General features: G+C 63.4%; 11 protein-coding genes. 7 read left to right on the top strand and 4 right to left on the bottom strand.

What is annotated here, in order from left to right; translation table 11 throughout:
* Positions 1–98: 98 nt before the first annotated feature.
* Complete coding sequence (locus tag ABEH27_RS17875; RefSeq protein ID WP_346614851.1) at positions 99–2,537, bottom strand: AAA family ATPase; 2,439 nt, start codon at positions 2,535–2,537, stop codon at positions 99–101.
* 251 nt (positions 2,538–2,788) lie between these two features.
* On the opposite strand from ABEH27_RS17875, the gene ABEH27_RS17870 reads away from it, so the two are divergent.
* The 4 genes from ABEH27_RS17870 (at position 2,789) to ABEH27_RS17855 (ending at position 6,309) form a co-directional block, all read left to right on the top strand.
* Positions 2,789–3,277 (top strand): DUF3015 domain-containing protein, encoded by a 489-nt coding sequence (locus ABEH27_RS17870; RefSeq protein WP_346614850.1) that lies wholly within the window; start codon positions 2,789–2,791, stop codon positions 3,275–3,277.
* Between the two features lie 75 nt (positions 3,278–3,352).
* A complete protein-coding gene (locus ABEH27_RS17865; RefSeq protein WP_346614849.1) occupies positions 3,353–5,206 on the top strand; it encodes a DUF4105 domain-containing protein in 1,854 nt (617 codons plus the stop codon).
* A gap of 181 nt (positions 5,207–5,387) precedes the next feature.
* Positions 5,388–5,744 (top strand): hypothetical protein, encoded by a 357-nt coding sequence (locus ABEH27_RS17860; RefSeq protein ID WP_346614848.1) that lies wholly within the window; start codon positions 5,388–5,390, stop codon positions 5,742–5,744.
* Positions 5,745–5,811: 67 nt separating this feature from the next.
* Entirely contained in the window at positions 5,812–6,309 is a 498-nt protein-coding gene (locus tag ABEH27_RS17855) for a GreA/GreB family elongation factor (RefSeq protein ID WP_346614847.1), read from the top strand.
* A 140-nt stretch (positions 6,310–6,449) separates the two neighbouring features.
* Here ABEH27_RS17855 and gdhA read toward each other — a convergent pair whose 3' ends face one another.
* The 3 genes from gdhA to ABEH27_RS17840 all read right to left on the bottom strand — a co-directional run bounded on the left by gdhA (position 6,450) and on the right by ABEH27_RS17840 (position 10,411).
* A complete protein-coding gene (gdhA, locus tag ABEH27_RS17850; protein ID WP_346614846.1) occupies positions 6,450–7,790 on the bottom strand; it encodes an NADP-specific glutamate dehydrogenase in 1,341 nt (446 codons plus the stop codon).
* A gap of 299 nt (positions 7,791–8,089) precedes the next feature.
* On the bottom strand, positions 8,090–9,757 hold the full coding sequence (gene ettA / locus ABEH27_RS17845; RefSeq protein WP_346614845.1) for an energy-dependent translational throttle protein EttA: 1,668 nt from the start codon (positions 9,755–9,757) through the stop codon (positions 8,090–8,092).
* 261 nt (positions 9,758–10,018) lie between these two features.
* On the bottom strand, positions 10,019–10,411 hold the full coding sequence (locus ABEH27_RS17840; RefSeq protein WP_346614844.1) for a hypothetical protein: 393 nt from the start codon (positions 10,409–10,411) through the stop codon (positions 10,019–10,021).
* 260 nt (positions 10,412–10,671) lie between these two features.
* Between ABEH27_RS17840 and ABEH27_RS17835 the strand changes: the two genes are divergently transcribed.
* From ABEH27_RS17835 to ABEH27_RS17825, 3 genes are all read left to right on the top strand, one after another.
* Positions 10,672–14,502: an EAL domain-containing protein gene (locus ABEH27_RS17835; protein WP_346614843.1), complete on the top strand. Its 3,831-nt coding sequence runs from the start codon at positions 10,672–10,674 to the stop codon at positions 14,500–14,502.
* A gap of 292 nt (positions 14,503–14,794) precedes the next feature.
* Positions 14,795–16,048 (top strand): serine hydroxymethyltransferase, encoded by a 1,254-nt coding sequence (glyA, locus tag ABEH27_RS17830; protein ID WP_346614842.1) that lies wholly within the window; start codon positions 14,795–14,797, stop codon positions 16,046–16,048.
* Between the two features lie 139 nt (positions 16,049–16,187).
* A complete protein-coding gene (locus ABEH27_RS17825; RefSeq protein WP_346614841.1) occupies positions 16,188–16,778 on the top strand; it encodes a hypothetical protein in 591 nt (196 codons plus the stop codon).
* The last annotated feature ends 171 nt before the right edge of the window (positions 16,779–16,949 follow it).

Genomic DNA, 16,949 nt, shown 5'->3' with positions numbered 1-16,949 from the left:
TGCTGCCGTCCTTAAGTTCCAGCATAGAATAATGCTGTAAAAAGATGGAAAACCGGCGCTGAACGGTAGCACATGGCCGCCAGCGCCGATTTATTGACTCAGGCCGGTTTGGCCTGGGCAATGACCTCTTCCAGGCGTTCCTTTTCCGCCTTCTCGATGTCTTCCTCGCTGATCATCTCGGCAATTTCCCGCAGGCGCTCGACCACCCGGGCATTGACGCTGCCTTCGGTGAACAGGCCTTCGTCGTTCAGCACCCCGGCCTCCTCGCCCACCAGCAAGCTCAGCGCCTCATCGGCCTGGCTGACCGCATAGACATGGAACATGCCGTTCTCGACCGCCTGCAGCACGCGCTCGTCGAGCATCAGCGTGGCGACGTTGGCGCGTGGGATGATCACCCCTTGCTCGCCGGTCAGGCCACGGGCCTCACACAGGCGGAAGAAGCCTTCGATCTTCTCGTTGACCCCACCCACCGCCTGCACTTCACCGAACTGGTTGATCGAGCCAGTGATGGCAAAGCACTGCTTGAGCGGTGTGCGCGACAGCGCCGAGATCAGTGTGCACGCCTCGCCCAGCGACGCACTGTCACCGTCCACATAGCCGTAGGACTGCTCCAGCGCGATGCTCGCCGAGATCGCCAGCGGGAATTCCTGGGCGTAGCGGCTACCGAGGTAACCGGTAAGGATCATCACCCCTTTGGAGTGGATCGGCTGGCCCAGGTTGACCTCACGCTCGATGTCGACGATGCCGCTGCCGCCCGGGTACACCGTGGCGGAAATACGCGCCGGCATGCCGAACGCCGAGTCGCCCACTTCCAGCACGGTCAGGCCGTTGCACTTGCCGATGGCCGCGCCTTCGGTGTCGATCAGGATGATGCCGGCAAGCATGTCGTCGAGCACCCGCTGCGAGACGCGCCCAGTACGGGTGGCCTTGGCCTTGAGCGCACGTTCTATGTGCCCTGCGTCAGTCATCGCGTCACTGGCCAGCTGGCGGATGAAATCGGCCTCGCTGACCAACTGGAACAGGTCGCCGATGCGTGCCGACAGGCGGGACTGGTTTTCCGCCAGGCGTGCGCTGTAAGTGGCCAGGCGCGCCACCGCATCGCTGGTCAGCGGCGCCATGCCTTCCTCGTTGGTACGCGTGCGCAACAGCTGGGCGAACTGCTCCAGGTTCTCGTCGACCATCGGCATGTCTTCGTCGAAGTCGACCAGCACCCGGAACATTTCCTGGAAGTCCGAATCATGATCCTGCAGCGCGTAGTACAGCTGGCGCGAGCCGATGATCACCAGCTTGACGTTGAGCGGAATCATCTGCGGCTGCAGGCTGACGCTGGCAACGCGGCCCAGTTCGCCGATCGGCGACTCCATCTTCAGCTTGCGCGACTGCAGGGCGCGCTTCAGCGCATCCCAGACGAACGGCTCGCCAAGCATCTTCTCGGCTTCGAGGATCAGAAAACCGCCATTGGCACGGTGCAGCGCACCTGGGCGCAGCTGGCGATACGAGGTGTACAGCGCGCCCTGGTCGGTGCTGTATTCAATGCGCCCGAACAGGTTGTCATAGGTCGGGTGCGGCTCGAACACCACCGGTGCACCGCCGGCAGCGTGATGGCCAACCACCAGGCTTGGCGCGTACTGCTCTTCGAGCAGCTTGCGCGCCACGGCGTCGGCCTTGCTGTCATCGACCAGTTGCTCTACCACGGTGCGCAGCAGGTTCACCTGTACCGATTGCAGATAGGCGCACACCGCCGCGTTTTCGGCGTACTTTTCCGACAGCGGCGCCAGCAATGGCTGCAGTGCCAGGGTGATGGTTTCTTCGTTGAGCTGGCGCAGCTGGTTGTTCGACTCGCGCTTCCACTGCGGCAGGCTGGCCAGTTCTTCGTTGAGGCGCTCCTCGAGGAAGGCGATGTCCTCGTGGAACTGCTCGCGGACTTCGTCCGGCAGCTGGGCGAATTCCGCCTCGTCCAGCGCCTTGCCGTCGGCCATCGGGGTGAAGGCCACGTTGCTGGCGTCGCGGTACAGGGCCACGTCCTTTTCCAGCGAGGCGCGCTCGATCACATCCAGGGCGCGGTCGTAACGCTGGTTGAAGGCGCGGTCGATGGCGCCCTTCTTCTGCTGGTAGGACGGGTGCTCGAACACCGCCGGGAAGGTCGCCAGCAGGTTGTCGATCAGGCCACCCATGTCGCTGATGAATTCAGCGGCGCTGCCCGACGGCAGCTCCAGGGCACGCGGCTCGCGGGTGTCATCGAAGTGGTTGACGTAAACCCAGTCGGCCGGGGTCTGCTGGCGCTTGCCCTCGGCCTTGAGGTAGCGCTTGACGAACGAGAAGCGCCCGGTGCCAGGCTCACCCATCACATACACGTTGTAACCCGGGCGTGGCATGGCCACGCCGAACTGCAGGGCCTCGACAGCACGTTCCTGGCCCAGGACTCCGCGAAACGGCTCCAGATCGTCGGTGGTGGCAAAGGCAAACTGCTCGGGGGAAAAACGCCTGGTCAAAGCTTCAGGCGCGAGACGCAGGCGCGCAGCGACAGGATCGGGCATTGGGTTTCCTTACTTCGGCGGGCAGATACGCAGCATTCTGGCGCTGCCCGCGCGCGCCTTGCAAGGCTCCTCGGGACTTTATGTCGCAGGCGGGTCGCTTGATGCACAAGCAAATTTTTCGCAATCAACAACGCAACCTTTAGATCGTGCCTAAACTCCAAGCTGCGCGGGTGGGTGAAACGCTTTCCCGACTTGGCAACCGAGTTGCCAGAAACCTGACCCTTGGTTAAGACAAATAGAGAACAAATGCTATGAAACGGATTCTTCTGGGTACTCTGTTCACCGTGGTTTCCCTCAACGCCATGGCCGAAGCGCCAGGTGGCCCGAACTGCGGCTGGGGCAACATGCTGTTCGAAGGCCAGCGCGGCACCCCGGCTCACTTCCTGGCCTCCACCACCAACGGCACCTCCGGCAACGCCACCTTCGGCATGACCTCCGGCACCAACGGCTGCTCCACCAAGGCTTCGCTGACCTATGGCGGCAAGTCCTGGTTCGCCATGAATGGCATGATGAACGAGCTGTCCGAAGACATGGCCATGGGCCAAGGCGAAGCGCTCACCACCTACGCGGTGGTACTGGGCGTGGCGCCGGAAGACCGCGGCTACTTCAACTCGGTCGCCCACCAGCACTTCAACCAGATCTTCAGCAGCGCCGACGTGACTGCCGAAACTGTCCACACCAACACCCTGGCCGTCCTGAAAAACGACCCACGCCTGGCCAAGTACGCAACCGAAGCTTAAGCGCGGCTGCTCCCGCCCCATCACGGGGCGGGTTTTCGCCTTTCTATCGGCATCGTTAAGAAGTAGTTGCCCGACATGCTCAAACGCCTCGCTTACCTGGCGCTGTGTGCCTGCGCCCCTGTTCATGCCGCACCTGCGCTGGATGAAGGCCGCCTCCAGCAACTGGCCAACACCCCCTACTGGATCGCCCTGGGCCATTACGAAACCGCCAAGCTCGGCGGCTGGCGCAGCTATGTCGACGACCGCAAGTTCTTCCTCGCCGAAGACGGTGCACACCACCCGGACCAGGAACTGCGCGCCACCGTACAGGCGCTGTACGCCCCGGCCAGCCTGGGCGACAAGCATGCCCAGTGCGTATTCCCCGCGCGCACCCGCTGGCTGCGTGAGCAACTCGGCCTGCAAGGCCTGCCGCAACCGGACTGCCAGGAGTTCAAGACCTGGTACCAGTCGATCGACCCGCACAGCGCGGCGCTGATCTTCCCGGCCGCTTACCTGAACAGTCCATCGTCGATGTTCGGCCATACCTTGCTGCGCATCGACCAGTCCAATACCCGCAGCGACGACACCACGCTGCTGAGCTACGCCATCAACTTCGGCGCCTATATCGAGGGCAGCGACAACAGCATCCTGTATGCCTGGAAGGGCCTGATGGGCGGTTATCCCGGCCTGTTTGCGCTGATGCCCTACCAGGAGAAGCTGTCCGAATACCGCAGCCTGGAAAACCGCGACCTGTGGGAATACCAGCTGGACCTGACGCCGGAAGAGACCGGGCGCATGGTCGAGCACGTCTGGGAGCTCAAGCAGGTCCAGTTCGATTATTTCTTCTTCGACGAGAATTGCTCCTATCGCCTGCTTGAGCTGCTGCAGGTGGCCCGGCCGAGCCTTGACCTGACCTCGCAGTTCCCGCTGACCGCGATCCCCACCGACACGGTCAAGGCCGTCAAGCAATCCGGCCTGGTCGCCAGCGAAACCTACCGCCCTTCGCGCGAACGTGAGTTACTGGCCCGCGCCGAGCCGCTGGACCATGACGAAAAGCGCCAGGTACTGGCCGTGAGCGCCGACACCGCGCAGCTGCAAAGCCCCGCGTTCACCGCCCTGCCCCGTGACCGCCAGGCGCTGGTACAGGATGCCGCCTACCGCCTGGAGCGCTACCGCGCCAACGGCCAGCAACGCGACCCGGGCCAGGCCACGCGCAGCTTCGAGCTGCTGCGAGCGATCAACCGCAACCCGCCGCCGCCACTGCAGATCGAGCGCCCAGGCCTGCCCGAAGACGGCCACGACTCGCGCACCTGGCAGCTTGGCGTCGGCACCCGTGAAGACCGCGCCTATGCCGAATACGGGCTGCGCATGGCCTATCACGACCTCAACGACAACGCCTACGGCTTCCCACTCGGCGCGCAGATCGAGATTCTGCAGCTCAAGGTGCGCCAGTACGAAGGCAACGACTGGCAGGTGCAACAGCTGGACCTGGCGACCATTCGCTCGCTGACACCGCGTAACGAACTACTCAAACCCTGGTCGTGGCAGGTTACCGGTGGCCTGGAGCGGGTGCCGGGCAAGCATGACGACGAGGTGCTGGTCAGCCATGTGAACGGTGGTGCCGGCGGCACCTGGCAACTGGCCGACGGGCTGCTGGGCTTTGCCTTGGGCACCGTGCGGGTCGAGCACCACAACGACTTCGCCCAGTTCATCGCCCCGGCGGCGGGGTTCAACGGCGGGCTGCTGTGGCGCAACGGCCTGGGCAACCTGACGCTGGAGGCCAAGGGCGATTACTTCACCAATGGCGAGGTGCGCCGCAGCGTGAGCCTGAACCAGCAGTGGGAGATCAGCCAGAACCTGGGGTTGAGGTTGAGTGCCTCACGGGAGTTCAGCCACCTGGCTACGGCGCAGAACGAAGTGATGCTCGAGCTGAAGTGGTATCACTATTGACTGTACTGGCCCTATCGCCGGCAAGCCGGCTCCCACAGGTACACCACAGCCTTGCCGGCGATAGGGCCGGCAAAGCCTCCACTAGACACTGTGAACCAACCGACTCTTTGACACTGTTTTGACAGCGCCTCGACAACTGGCCACCTAGACTTTTCAGCATCATTCCGAGGGTCTTGTGGCCATGTCGCGGTACTGGTTTGGCGTGTGCATCGCATTGTTGCTTTCCGGTTGCGAAACCACTCACGAGCAGATGGTCCAGAGCGGCTATCCCCCTGCCTACGCCGACGGTTACCGGGACGGCTGCAGCAGCGGCCGCCAGGCGGCCGGGCTGATGGTGGGCAACTTTCGCAAGGACGTGTCGCGTTACCTGCACAACCGCCAGTACGAAAGCGGCTGGGACGACGGCTTTCGCCAGTGCCATGCGATGCAGAACAGCGAAGAGCAGCGCCAGTACCACGAGCGCTTCTGGGACGATCGCGACCGCGAGTGGCAGCAGGAAAAGGACCGCGGCGCCGCGCGAGCCTACCGCCACGACTGAGTCGCAAACGGACATCCATTGAAACCCGCAACCTGCCACCATGGTCTCCAGCAAAAGGAGGCCCAGCATGAGCCGAGCATTCGTCAACGAGGACCAGGCCGCCGCCCAGGCCGACCAGCCGGTGGAGCGGCGTGTCAGCGACCAGCCCAATTACGTTACCGCCAGTGGCCTGCGCCAGCTGCAGCAGCGCGTCGCCGAACTCAATGCCCTGCGAGCCGAGCTGCAGGCCCAGGGCGAACGCGGTGACAAGCAGCGCCTGGCGGATACCGAACGTGATTTGCGTTACTTCAGCGCCAGGGTGCAGAGCGCGCAGGTGGTGCCTGCCGCTACCTCGAACAGCAAGGTGCAGATTGGCAGCCGGGTGAGTTTTAGCGATGAGCAGGGCCAGGAGCAGCGGGTGCAACTGGTTGGGGAAGATGAAGCCGATGCCAGCCGGGGGCTGATCAATTGGGCATCGCCGCTGGGGCGGGCGTTGTTGGGCGCGGGGCCGGGGGACGAGGTGGTGTGGCGGCGGCCGGTGGGGGATCAGATGATCGAGATCATTGAGATCGTTAGCGAGGCTTGAAAAACATCAGGGCCGCTGCGCGCCCCAATCGCCGGCAAGCCGGCTCCCACAGGTACCGCGCTGAGCCTGAGGCCATCGCGGTACCTGTAGGAGCTGGCTTGCCGGCGATTGGGCTGCAAAGCAGCCCCCAGACTTCAAGCTCAGACCACGCCCTGCGCCAGCATGGCATCGGCAACTTTCACGAAGCCGGCAATGTTGGCGCCTTTCACGTAGTTGATCTTGCCATCGGCCTCTTCACCGTAGTGCACGCAAGCATGGTGAATCGACTGCATGATGTTGTGCAGTTTGCTGTCCACTTCACCGGCGGTCCACAGCAGGCGCATGGCGTTCTGCGACATTTCCAGCCCCGACACGGCCACGCCGCCGGCGTTGGAGGCCTTGCCCGGTGCATACAGGATGCCGGCATCAATGAAGATATCCACAGCCTCCAGAGTGGTCGGCATGTTGGCGCCTTCGGCTACGCAGATGCAGCCGTTGCGCAGCAGGGTGCGGGCGTCTTCGGCGTCCAGCTCGTTCTGCGTGGCGCACGGCAGGGCGATGTCGCACGGCAGCGTCCATGGGGTCTGGCCTTTGCGGAACTCCAGGCCGAACTGTGCAGCCAGTTCGCTGATGCGGCCACGCTTGACGTTCTTCAGCTCCATCACCGCATCCCACTGGGCGTCGGTAAGGCCGGCTTCGGCGTACAGGGTGCCTTCGGAATCGGACAGCGAGATGACCTTGCCACCCAGGTCCATGACCTTGCGCGCAGCATACTGGGCCACGTTGCCGGAACCGGAGATGGCCACGCGGCGGCCGTCGATGCGCAGGTCGCGACGCTTGAGCATTTCTTCGGCGAAGTACACGCAGCCGTAGCCGGTAGCTTCAGGGCGGATCAGGCTGCCGCCGTAAGTCATGCCCTTGCCGGTCAGCACCGAGGTGAACTGGTTGGCCAGGCGTTTGTACTGGCCGAACATGAAGCCGATCTCGCGGGCACCGACGCCGATGTCACCGGCCGGTACGTCGCAGTCGGCGCCGATGTGGCGGTACAGCTCGCTCATGAACGCCTGGCAGAAGCGCATGACTTCGGCGTCGCTCTTGCCCTTCGGGTCAAAGTCCGAACCGCCTTTGCCGCCGCCCATGGGCAGCGAGGTGAGGGAGTTCTTGAACACCTGCTCGAAGGCCAGGAACTTGAGCACGCCCAGGTTCACCGACGGGTGGAAGCGCAGGCCGCCCTTGTACGGGCCGATCGCGCTGCTCATCTGGATGCGGTAGCCGCGGTTGACCTGAACCTTGCCCTGGTCATCCACCCACGACACGCGGAACAGCACGGCGCGCTCGGGCTCGACCATGCGCTCGAGGATGCCGGCTTGCAGGTAGTGGGGATTGGCTTCGAGGAACGGCCAGAGGCTGCGCAAAACTTCTTCCACCGCCTGATGGAATTCGGGCTGGGCCGGGTCGCGTTGCTTCAGGCGCGCGAGGAAGTTGTCGACGGATTCGATCATGGTAGACGTCTCACCAAGAGGGATTGGACTTATTGGTTTTTTCCCGAATGTACCAAGAAGCAATCGCACTGGAATAGGGCGAAATGTCGTTTTTATGAAATTATTTGGTGCGTTTTATATAAGTGTATACAAAATGCCGACCTATCGCGGACAAGGCCGCCCCCCCAAAGGCCCTCCTTGACCCTGGCATTGCGCGGCCCTTGTAGGAGCGGGCTTGCCCGCGATAGGCCCAACCCGAATTATCCCAAGCACAAAAATGGGGCCACCAAGGGCCCCATTCTTGTGCAACTGAAACCGGCTTACTGCGCCAGCTTCTTGTGCCGTACACGGTGCGGCTGGGCAGCAGCATCGCCCAGGCGCTTCTTGCGGTCGGCTTCGTACTCGGTGTAGTTGCCCTCGAAGAACATCACGTTCGAGTCGTCTTCGTACGCCAGGATGTGAGTGGCCACACGGTCCAGGAACCAACGGTCGTGGGAAATCACGATCGCGGCGCCTGGGAAGTCCAACAGGGCTTCTTCCAGCGAACGCAGGGTTTCGACGTCAAGGTCGTTGGACGGTTCGTCGAGCAGCAGGACGTTGCCGCCCTCCTTCAGGGTCAGGGCCAGGTGCAGACGGCCACGCTCACCACCGGACAGGTCCTTGACGAACTTCTGCTGGTCGCCGCCCTTGAAGTTGAAACGGCCAACGTAGGTGCGCGACGGAATCTCGTAGTTGCCGATCTTGATCATGTCGGAACCGTCGGAAACCTGCTGGAACACGGTCTTGCCGCCGTCCAGGTCTTCGCGGCTCTGGTCCACACAGGCCAGCTGTACGGTTTCACCAATCTCGATGCTGCCCGAATCCGGCTGTTCCTTGCCCATCAGCATGCGGAACAGGGTCGACTTACCGGCACCGTTACCGCCGATAACACCCACGATAGCGCCCTTGGGCATGGCGAACGACAGGTTGTCGATCAGCACGCGGTCGCCATAGCCTTTGGAGACGTTCTTGAACTCGATGACCTTGTCGCCCAGGCGCGGGCCGGCCGGGATGTAGATCTCGTTGGTCTCGCTGCGCTTCTGGAATTCCTGCGACTGCATTTCTTCGAAACGCTGCAGACGGGCCTTGGACTTGGACTGGCGGGCCTTGGCGCCTTTGCGCACCCACTCCAGCTCCTCTTTCATGGCCTTCTCGTGGGCGCTCTGCTGCTTGGACTCTTGCGCCAGACGGTCCGACTTGGCCTCCAGCCAGCCCGAGTAGTTACCTTCGTACGGGATACCGGCGCCGCGGTCCAGTTCAAGGATCCAGCCGGCAACGTTGTCGAGGAAGTAACGGTCGTGGGTAATCGCAACCACGGTGCCCGGGAAGTCGTGCAGGAAGCGCTCCAGCCAGGCCACCGAGTCGGCGTCCAGGTGGTTGGTCGGTTCGTCGAGCAGCAGCATGTCGGGAGCCGACAGCAGCAGGCGGCACAGGGCCACACGGCGCTTCTCACCACCGGACAGGTGTTCGATTTTTGCGTCCCAGGCCGGCAGGCGCAGGGCGTCGGCGGCGACGTCCAGCTGGCGTTCGAGGTTGTGGCCGTCGGCTGCCTGCAGGATCGACTCGAGCTTGGCCTGTTCGGCGGCCAGCTTGTCGAAGTCGGCGTCGGGTTCGGCGTAGGCGGCGTAGACCTCGTCCAGGCGAGCCTGGGCGTCCTTGATCACGCTGACCGCTTCCTCGACCACTTCACGCACAGTCTTGGTCGGGTCCAGTTGCGGTTCCTGCGGCAGGTAACCCACGTTGATGTCGGGCATCGGACGGGCTTCGCCGTCGAATTCCTTGTCGACGCCCGCCATGATCCGCAGCAGGGTCGATTTACCCGCGCCGTTCAGGCCGAGTACGCCGATCTTGGCGCCCGGGAAGAACGACAGGGAAATATTCTTGAGAATTTCCCGCTTCGGCGGCACGACTTTGCTCAGCCGATGCATGGTGTAGACGTATTGAGCCAAAACCAAGCCCTCTAATCAGATAGGTAAAGACATCGACGATCGCCCAGCCAGGTGGCCAGGGGGATGTGTTTACGGGGTGTCATTGAACAAAGTCGACCATTCTACGCCAACGCGCGGCGTTGCACAGGGTGGCCGGATGGTGGGGCGAATTGGGGCCGCTGTGCGGCCCATCGCCAGCCAGCCGACACCCACGGGCCTGTGGTGGTGACCCTGTGGGAGCCGGCTTGCCGGCGATGAGGCCAGTACTGGCCACACAAAAAATCAGACGTGACGCTGTTTGGCCTTGCCACGCGGCAACCGGCATCGGCCGCCCTGTTCCGCCAGGCGCGCGGCCCAGGCGGATTTGACGCTGAAGCCACCGCTGCGGGCAGGCTGCTCGGCAACCTTGGCCGGCTGGGCGGCAGGCTTGCTGACGACCTTCGCCGCAGGCTTGGCCGCAGCCACAACCTCAGCCGGTGCTGCAGCCGCCTTGGCGGTCTTGCGCAGTTCGGCCAGCGACGGCGTCTTGTTCTTGGCGGCCGAAGCCTCCGGTTTGACCAGCGAACGCTGGCACGACTTGCAGGATACGTCCTCGGTCACGGCAGTGCTGACAAGGGTCTGACTGCTGCGCCCGCAGGCGGAATCGAGGCCATTGGTGGAAAAGTGAGTAACCAAAACCGAACATCTCCGATGCGTTGTCATTTGAAGCGGCCGGCATTCTCGCACAGGAAGCAAGGCCTTGCCGAACCGCCAGCCTTCACCACGACCATCGGCACCTCGAAGCGCAGCTGGCACTTTGCCACAATGACAGGCATGCTAGCCGGTTTCAGGTGTCCGGCCTTATAGTGCGCCACCGCGGTCCGGCCACTGCAGCACCGGCATACACCGTGCATGATCAATCCCTGCCATCGCCAGCCCAGTAGCAGGATCAACGCTTGACCAATCTCAATCATCCGTCTCCGCTGCGCCCCGCCTTACCGCACCCGCGTGCTTCGCTGCGCGGTTCGCTCAAGGGTGCGCTGGCCATGCTGGCCTTGGTGCTGCTGAGTTTGCTGCTTTGGCAACTGTTCGCGCAGTTCCGCCACACCCAGGCCGACCAACGCCAGCAGCACCTCGATGCGAGTGCCGAACTGGCCGACCACCTGGGCCTGAACATGGCGCTAAAGGCCCAGCAGGCGCTGAATGTGGTCCAGCCCTACGTCAAAGCGCCGACGCCCGCCGCCCTGCCCAGCCTGCTCGGCACCTTGCGCGAACGGCTGCCAACCCTGCGCGACATGGCCTGGCTGGACCACAGTGGCCAGTTGCTGGGCGACAGCCTGGCCGGCAGCCCCGACCGTCAGCTGATTGACGAGCTGGTCACGCTGAACCAGGGGCGCCCCTACTTCTTCTCCAATTCGGCAGACAACCGCACCGTCTACCTGCTATTGCGCCAGGCCACCGAGCAGGACCGCGGCTACTGGCTGTTGCGCCTTACCGCTGACTATTACCGCGCCCTCACCGTGCACCTGGACGGCCCCGGCCATCCGCTGTGGCTGCTGGAAAACAGCCGCAGTGGCAATGTGCTGGAACGCCATGCACCCGCACAGACCAGCGGCGAGCCCCTGCAAAGCGTGATGCTGGCGTTCATCGACAACAGCGCCTGGCAATTGCGTGGGCTGTACGATGCAAGCCTGGCCCAGCACAAGCTGCTGCCGGCGCTGCTCGGCAAGGTGCTACTGGCGCTGTTCTGCGCCCTGCTGCCGGTGCTGGCGCTGATCAACATGCGCCGTCGCCAGCGCGCCCTGCAGGAAGACCGCCGGCGCTACCACGAAATCTTCGAGGGCACCGGCGTGGCCCTGTGCGTGCTCGACCTCTCCAGCCTGCCCGGCCAGCTCGACCGCTACCACCTGCGCAACCTCGCCGCGCTCAAGCAAAGCCTGGCGCTGGACCCTGACCTGCGCCGTTCACTGCTGCAGGAACTGAAGATCACCGAGATCAACCAGGTGGCGCGCCAGCTGCTCAATGTCCAATGCCACGAGGGCGCCTGGCAACGGCTGATCGCCGGCAGCGGCGACGGCCGGGATAGCATTGGCATGCAACTGATCGACGCGCTGATCGAACAGCGCCCGTTGCTCGAACTGGAAGTCCGCCTGCCCGCCCCGCTGGGCGGCGAGCTGCACCTGTGGCTGATGGCGCGCCTGCCCACGCAGCGCCGCGACTACCAGGCAGTGATCCTCAGCATCAGCGACATCACCAGCCGCAAGCAGGTGGAGTTGTCGCTGCTGGAGCGCGAAAGCTTCTGGTCGGACGTGGTGCGTACCGTGCCCGACCAGCTGTATGTGCAGGACGTGCTCAGCCAGCGGATGATCTTCAGCAACCGCCACCTCGGCCAGACCCTGGGCTACAACCGCACCGAACTGGCGCAGATGGGCGACCGCTTCTGGGAGCTGTTGCTGCACCCCGAAGACGCCGCGCATTACCAAGCCCTGCGCCAGCAGCAGCGCGACAACGGCCACGGCCAACCGCTGCATTGCCAGCTGCGCTTTCGCCACCGCGACGGCGGCTGGCGCTGCTACGACATCCGTGAACAGGTGCTGACCCGCGACGGCGATGGCCTGGTTACGCGCATCATCGGGGTGGGCAAGGACGTCACCGTGCAGATCGAGGCCAGCCAGTCGCTGCGTGACAGCGAACAGCGCTACCGCATGCTCGCCGAAAGCATCAGCGACGTGATCTTCTCCACCAACAGCCGCCTGCAGCTCAATTACGTCAGCCCCTCGGTGCACGCCGTGCTCGGCTACCAGGCCGACTGGATCTTCGAAAACGGCTGGCAGTCGATCGTCGCCAACCCGTCCCAGCTCACCGGCATCTACAGCCTGATGGAGCGGGTCAGCAAAGCCATGGGCGACAGGGAGCAACTGGCCCAACTGCGCAGCCAGCTGCCGACCCAGCTGTTCCTGTTCGACTGCCTGCGTGCCGATGGCCGCAAGATCCCCATCGAGCTGCGCCTGGTGCTGGTGTGGGACGACCACGAGCGCTTCGAGGGCGTACTGGGCGTAGGCCGCGACATCAGCCAGCAACGCCGCGCGGAAAAAGACCTGCGCATGGCCGCGACGGTGTTCGAGCACTCCACCTCGGCCATCCTCATCACCGACCCGGCCGGGTACATCGTGCAGGCCAACGAAGCGTTCAGCAGGGTCAGCGGCTACGCGGTCAGCGACGTGCTCGACCAACTGCCCGGCATGCTCACCGTCGACGAACAACAGGAAGGCCACCTGCGCTACGTGCTCAAGCAGCTGCACCAGCGCGGCAGCTGGGAAGGCGAAGTATGGCTCAAGCGCCGCGATGGCGAGCGCTACCCGGCCTGGGTCGGCATCACTGCGGTGCTTGACGACGAAGGCGACCTGGCCAGTTACGTGTGCTTCTTTACCGACATCAGCGAGCGCAAGGCCAGCGAGCAACGCATCCACCGCCTGGCCTACTACGACGCCCTGACCCACCTGCCCAACCGCACGCTGTTCCAGGACCGCCTGCACACCGCGCTGCAGCAGGCCGAACGGCAGAAATCGTGGGTGGTGCTGATGTTCCTCGACCTCGACCGCTTCAAGCCGATCAATGACTCCCTCGGCCACGCCGCGGGCGACCGCATGCTCAAGGACATGGCCCTGCGCCTGCTGGCCTGCGTCGACGACGACGACACCGTGGCACGCATGGGCGGCGACGAATTCACTCTGCTGCTGCAATCGCGCGCCACCCGCGAGATGGCGCTCAACCGCGCCATTCACGTGGCCGAGAACATCCTCGCCAGCCTGGTGCGGCCGTTCGTGCTGGAGGGCCGCGAGTTTTTCGTCACCGCCAGTATCGGCATCGCCCTCAGCCCGCAGGACGGCAGCGAGCTGAGCCAGCTGATGAAGAACGCCGACACTGCCATGTACCACGCCAAGGAGCGCGGCAAGAACAACTTCCAGTTCTACCAGGCCGAGATGAACGCCAGCGCCCTGGAGCGCCTGGAGCTGGAAAGCGACCTGCGCCACGCGCTGGAGCAGAACGAGTTCATCCTCTACTACCAGCCGCAGTTCAGCGGTGACGGCAAGCGCCTGACCGGTGCCGAGGCGCTGCTGCGCTGGCGCCACCCGACCCGCGGCCTGGTGCCGCCGGGCGACTTCATACCGGTGATCGAAGAGCTGGGGCTGGTGGTGGATGTTGGCGACTGGGTACTGCGCGAGGCCTGCCGCCAGCTCAAGGCCTGGCACAAGGCAAAGGTGCGCGTGCCCAAAGTGTCGGTGAACATCTCGGCGCGGCAGTTCTCCGACGGCCAGTTGGGCAACCGCATCGCCACGATTCTCGAAGAAACCGGCCTGCCGCCCGCCTGCCTCGAACTGGAGCTGACCGAAAGTATCCTGATGCGCGATGTGAACGAAGCGATGCAGATTCTCGATGGCTTGAAGGTGCTGGGCCTGAGCATCGCGGTCGACGACTTCGGCACCGGCTACTCATCGCTGAACTACCTCAAGCAGTTCCCCATCGACGTGCTGAAGATCGACCGCACCTTCGTCGACGGCCTGCCCGAGGGCGAGCAGGACGCGCAGATCGCCCGCGCGATCATCGCCATGGCCCACAGCCTTAACCTGGCGGTGATCGCCGAGGGTGTGGAGACCCACGAGCAGCTGGAATTCCTGCGCGAACATGGTTGCGACGAAGTGCAGGGCTACCTGTTCGGGCGGCCCATGCCGGCCAACCAGTTCGAGGCGCAGTTCGCCAACGAGACGTTGTTCATGTTCCAGTGATCTGCACCGAACGCCGCCCCCCTGTAGGAGCGGGTTTACCCGCGATACCGGCAAAGCCGGTGCCATCCACCGCGTCGCCTGCTTCGCGGGTACCTACAGGTGCAGTGCTGCGGTTGGATATCGGCGTCGAAAAACGGACCTGAAGGTCAACTCCGCACCCCAGCCGGCCCAGAAACGGCGCGGGATGCAACATGAAGGCCATTGGTCCGCGACTTGACGCCACTTCATATGCCAGGCGCGAATCAATCGGTTAGAATGCCCCCCCAATTCAGCCCGATCCTTGAGGACCGTTATGTTCAGCCGTGATTTGACCATTGCCAAGTACGACGCCGAGCTCTTCGAAGCCATGCAACAAGAAGCTCTGCGCCAGGAAGAGCATATCGAGCTGATCGCTTCGGAAAACTACACCAGCCCAGCGGTCATGGAAGCTCAGGGTTCGGTCCTGACCAACAAGTACGCCGAAGGCTACCCAGGCAAGCGCTACTACGGTGGTTGCGAGTACGTCGACGTGGTCGAGCAACTGGCCATCGACCGCGCCAAAGAGCTGTTCGGCGCCGACTACGCCAACGTCCAGCCGCACGCCGGCTCCCAGGCCAACGCCGCTGTCTACCTGGCCCTGCTGTCGGCCGGTGACACCATCCTGGGCATGAGCCTGGCCCACGGTGGCCACCTGACCCACGGTGCTTCGGTAAGCTCGTCGGGCAAGCTGTACAACGCCATCCAGTACGGCATCGATGCCAACGGCCTGATCGACTACGACGAAGTCGAGCGCCTGGCTGTCGAGCACAAGCCGAAGATGGTCGTTGCCGGTTTCTCGGCCTACTCGCAGGTACTGGACTTCGCTCGCTTCCGCGAAATCGCCGACAAGGTCGGTGCCTACCTGTTCGTCGACATGGCCCACGTAGCCGGCCTGGTTGCCGCTGGCGTGTACCCGAACCCGGTGCCGTTCGCCGACGTGGTCACCACCACCACCCACAAGACTCTGCGCGGCCCACGTGGCGGCCTGATCCTGGCCCGTGCCAACGCCGACATCGAGAAGAAGCTGAACTCGGCCGTCTTCCCAGGCGCCCAGGGCGGCCCGCTGGAGCACGTCATCGCGGCCAAGGCCATCTGCTTCAAGGAAGCCCTGCAGCCTGAGTTCAAGGCTTACCAGCAGCAAGTGGTGAAGAACGCCCAGGCCATGGCCGAAGTGTTCATCGAGCGTGGTTTCGACGTGGTTTCCGGCGGCACCCAGAACCACCTGTTCCTGCTGTCGCTGATCAAGCAGGAAATCTCCGGTAAGGATGCTGACGCCGCACTGGGCAAAGCCTTCATCACCGTGAACAAGAACTCGGTACCGAACGACCCACGTTCGCCGTTCGTCACCTCGGGCCTGCGTTTCGGCACCCCAGCCGTGACCACCCGTGGTTTCAAAGAGGCCGAGTGCAAAGAGCTGGCTGGCTGGATCTGCGACATCCTCGCCGACCTGAACAACGACGCCGTCATCGACGCCGTGCGTGAAAAGGTCAAGGCCATCTGCAAGAAGCTGCCGGTATACGGCAACTGATTGGCAGTAGCCTGAGGTGAAAAAGCCCGGCCTTTGTGCCGGGCTTTTTCGTGTTTGGGGTGGCCGGAAGCGCTTCCGAGTAGGACGGCCATGCTGATCGAACTAGCGTGTGGCCTCCTTGAATCTGCGGAGAATCCCCATGTTCGACCACGTAGCGCACTCCTTCATCGCCACGCTGCAATTTGAAGAAAACCCGATCAATACACTCGACAGCATGACCACAGGCCCCGTGGTCCTTACCTCACTCAAAGGCGGGCCGGTGCACAGCATCGAGGGGGCCTTTACGCTCGCCGTGCTGGATGGCAGCGATGAAGACTGGCGGCACAGTAAGGAGATAGGGTTGATCACCTTCGACAAAGGTGCCCAGCCAGAACCGCTGAAGCTTTACTTCCGCCATGGCGACAGTGGTTACCGAATTTATGTGCGCAGCGGCGCCCACTTTGGCGAAGGCGTGTTCGTAACCGACGAAGGCCTGGTCAATGTGCAGCCAATCGAGGACAAGGACCCGACCCTGTGGGTTGTAACCGATGCGCAAACCGACGAGGCCTTCGACCTGACGCAGTCGGAGGATAACCAGCGGGAAATCCAGCTGGTTACCGACAATGGAGGCGCACTGACGCTGCACAACCTCTACCCGGTAGGCGGCTTTCTGACCATTTACGACGGCGCCCCGCACGACACCCTCAGCCTGCTGATCGAAGCCCGTGGCGTCGACTGGCTGAAGCCCTGATAAGCGCATTTGCGTAACCTGCCTTGCCCTTGCAGGAGCGGGCTTGTTCTGGTCAAGTTTTTCCGGACACCGATTACGGTGATCACGCCGCCTGCTGCTCCATAGCTATCGGCGACAGATAGTTGTTATGGCTGTGGAGCCTGATTCGGTTGTATCGCATGAAGAAGCTGG

The organism is Pseudomonas sp. P39-UII1 (assembly GCF_039672635.1).
Classification (GTDB): Bacteria; Pseudomonadota; Gammaproteobacteria; order Pseudomonadales; family Pseudomonadaceae; genus Aquipseudomonas.
The sequence above is the reverse complement of the archived record's forward strand: the minus strand, read 5'-3'. Positions and strand labels throughout refer to the sequence as shown.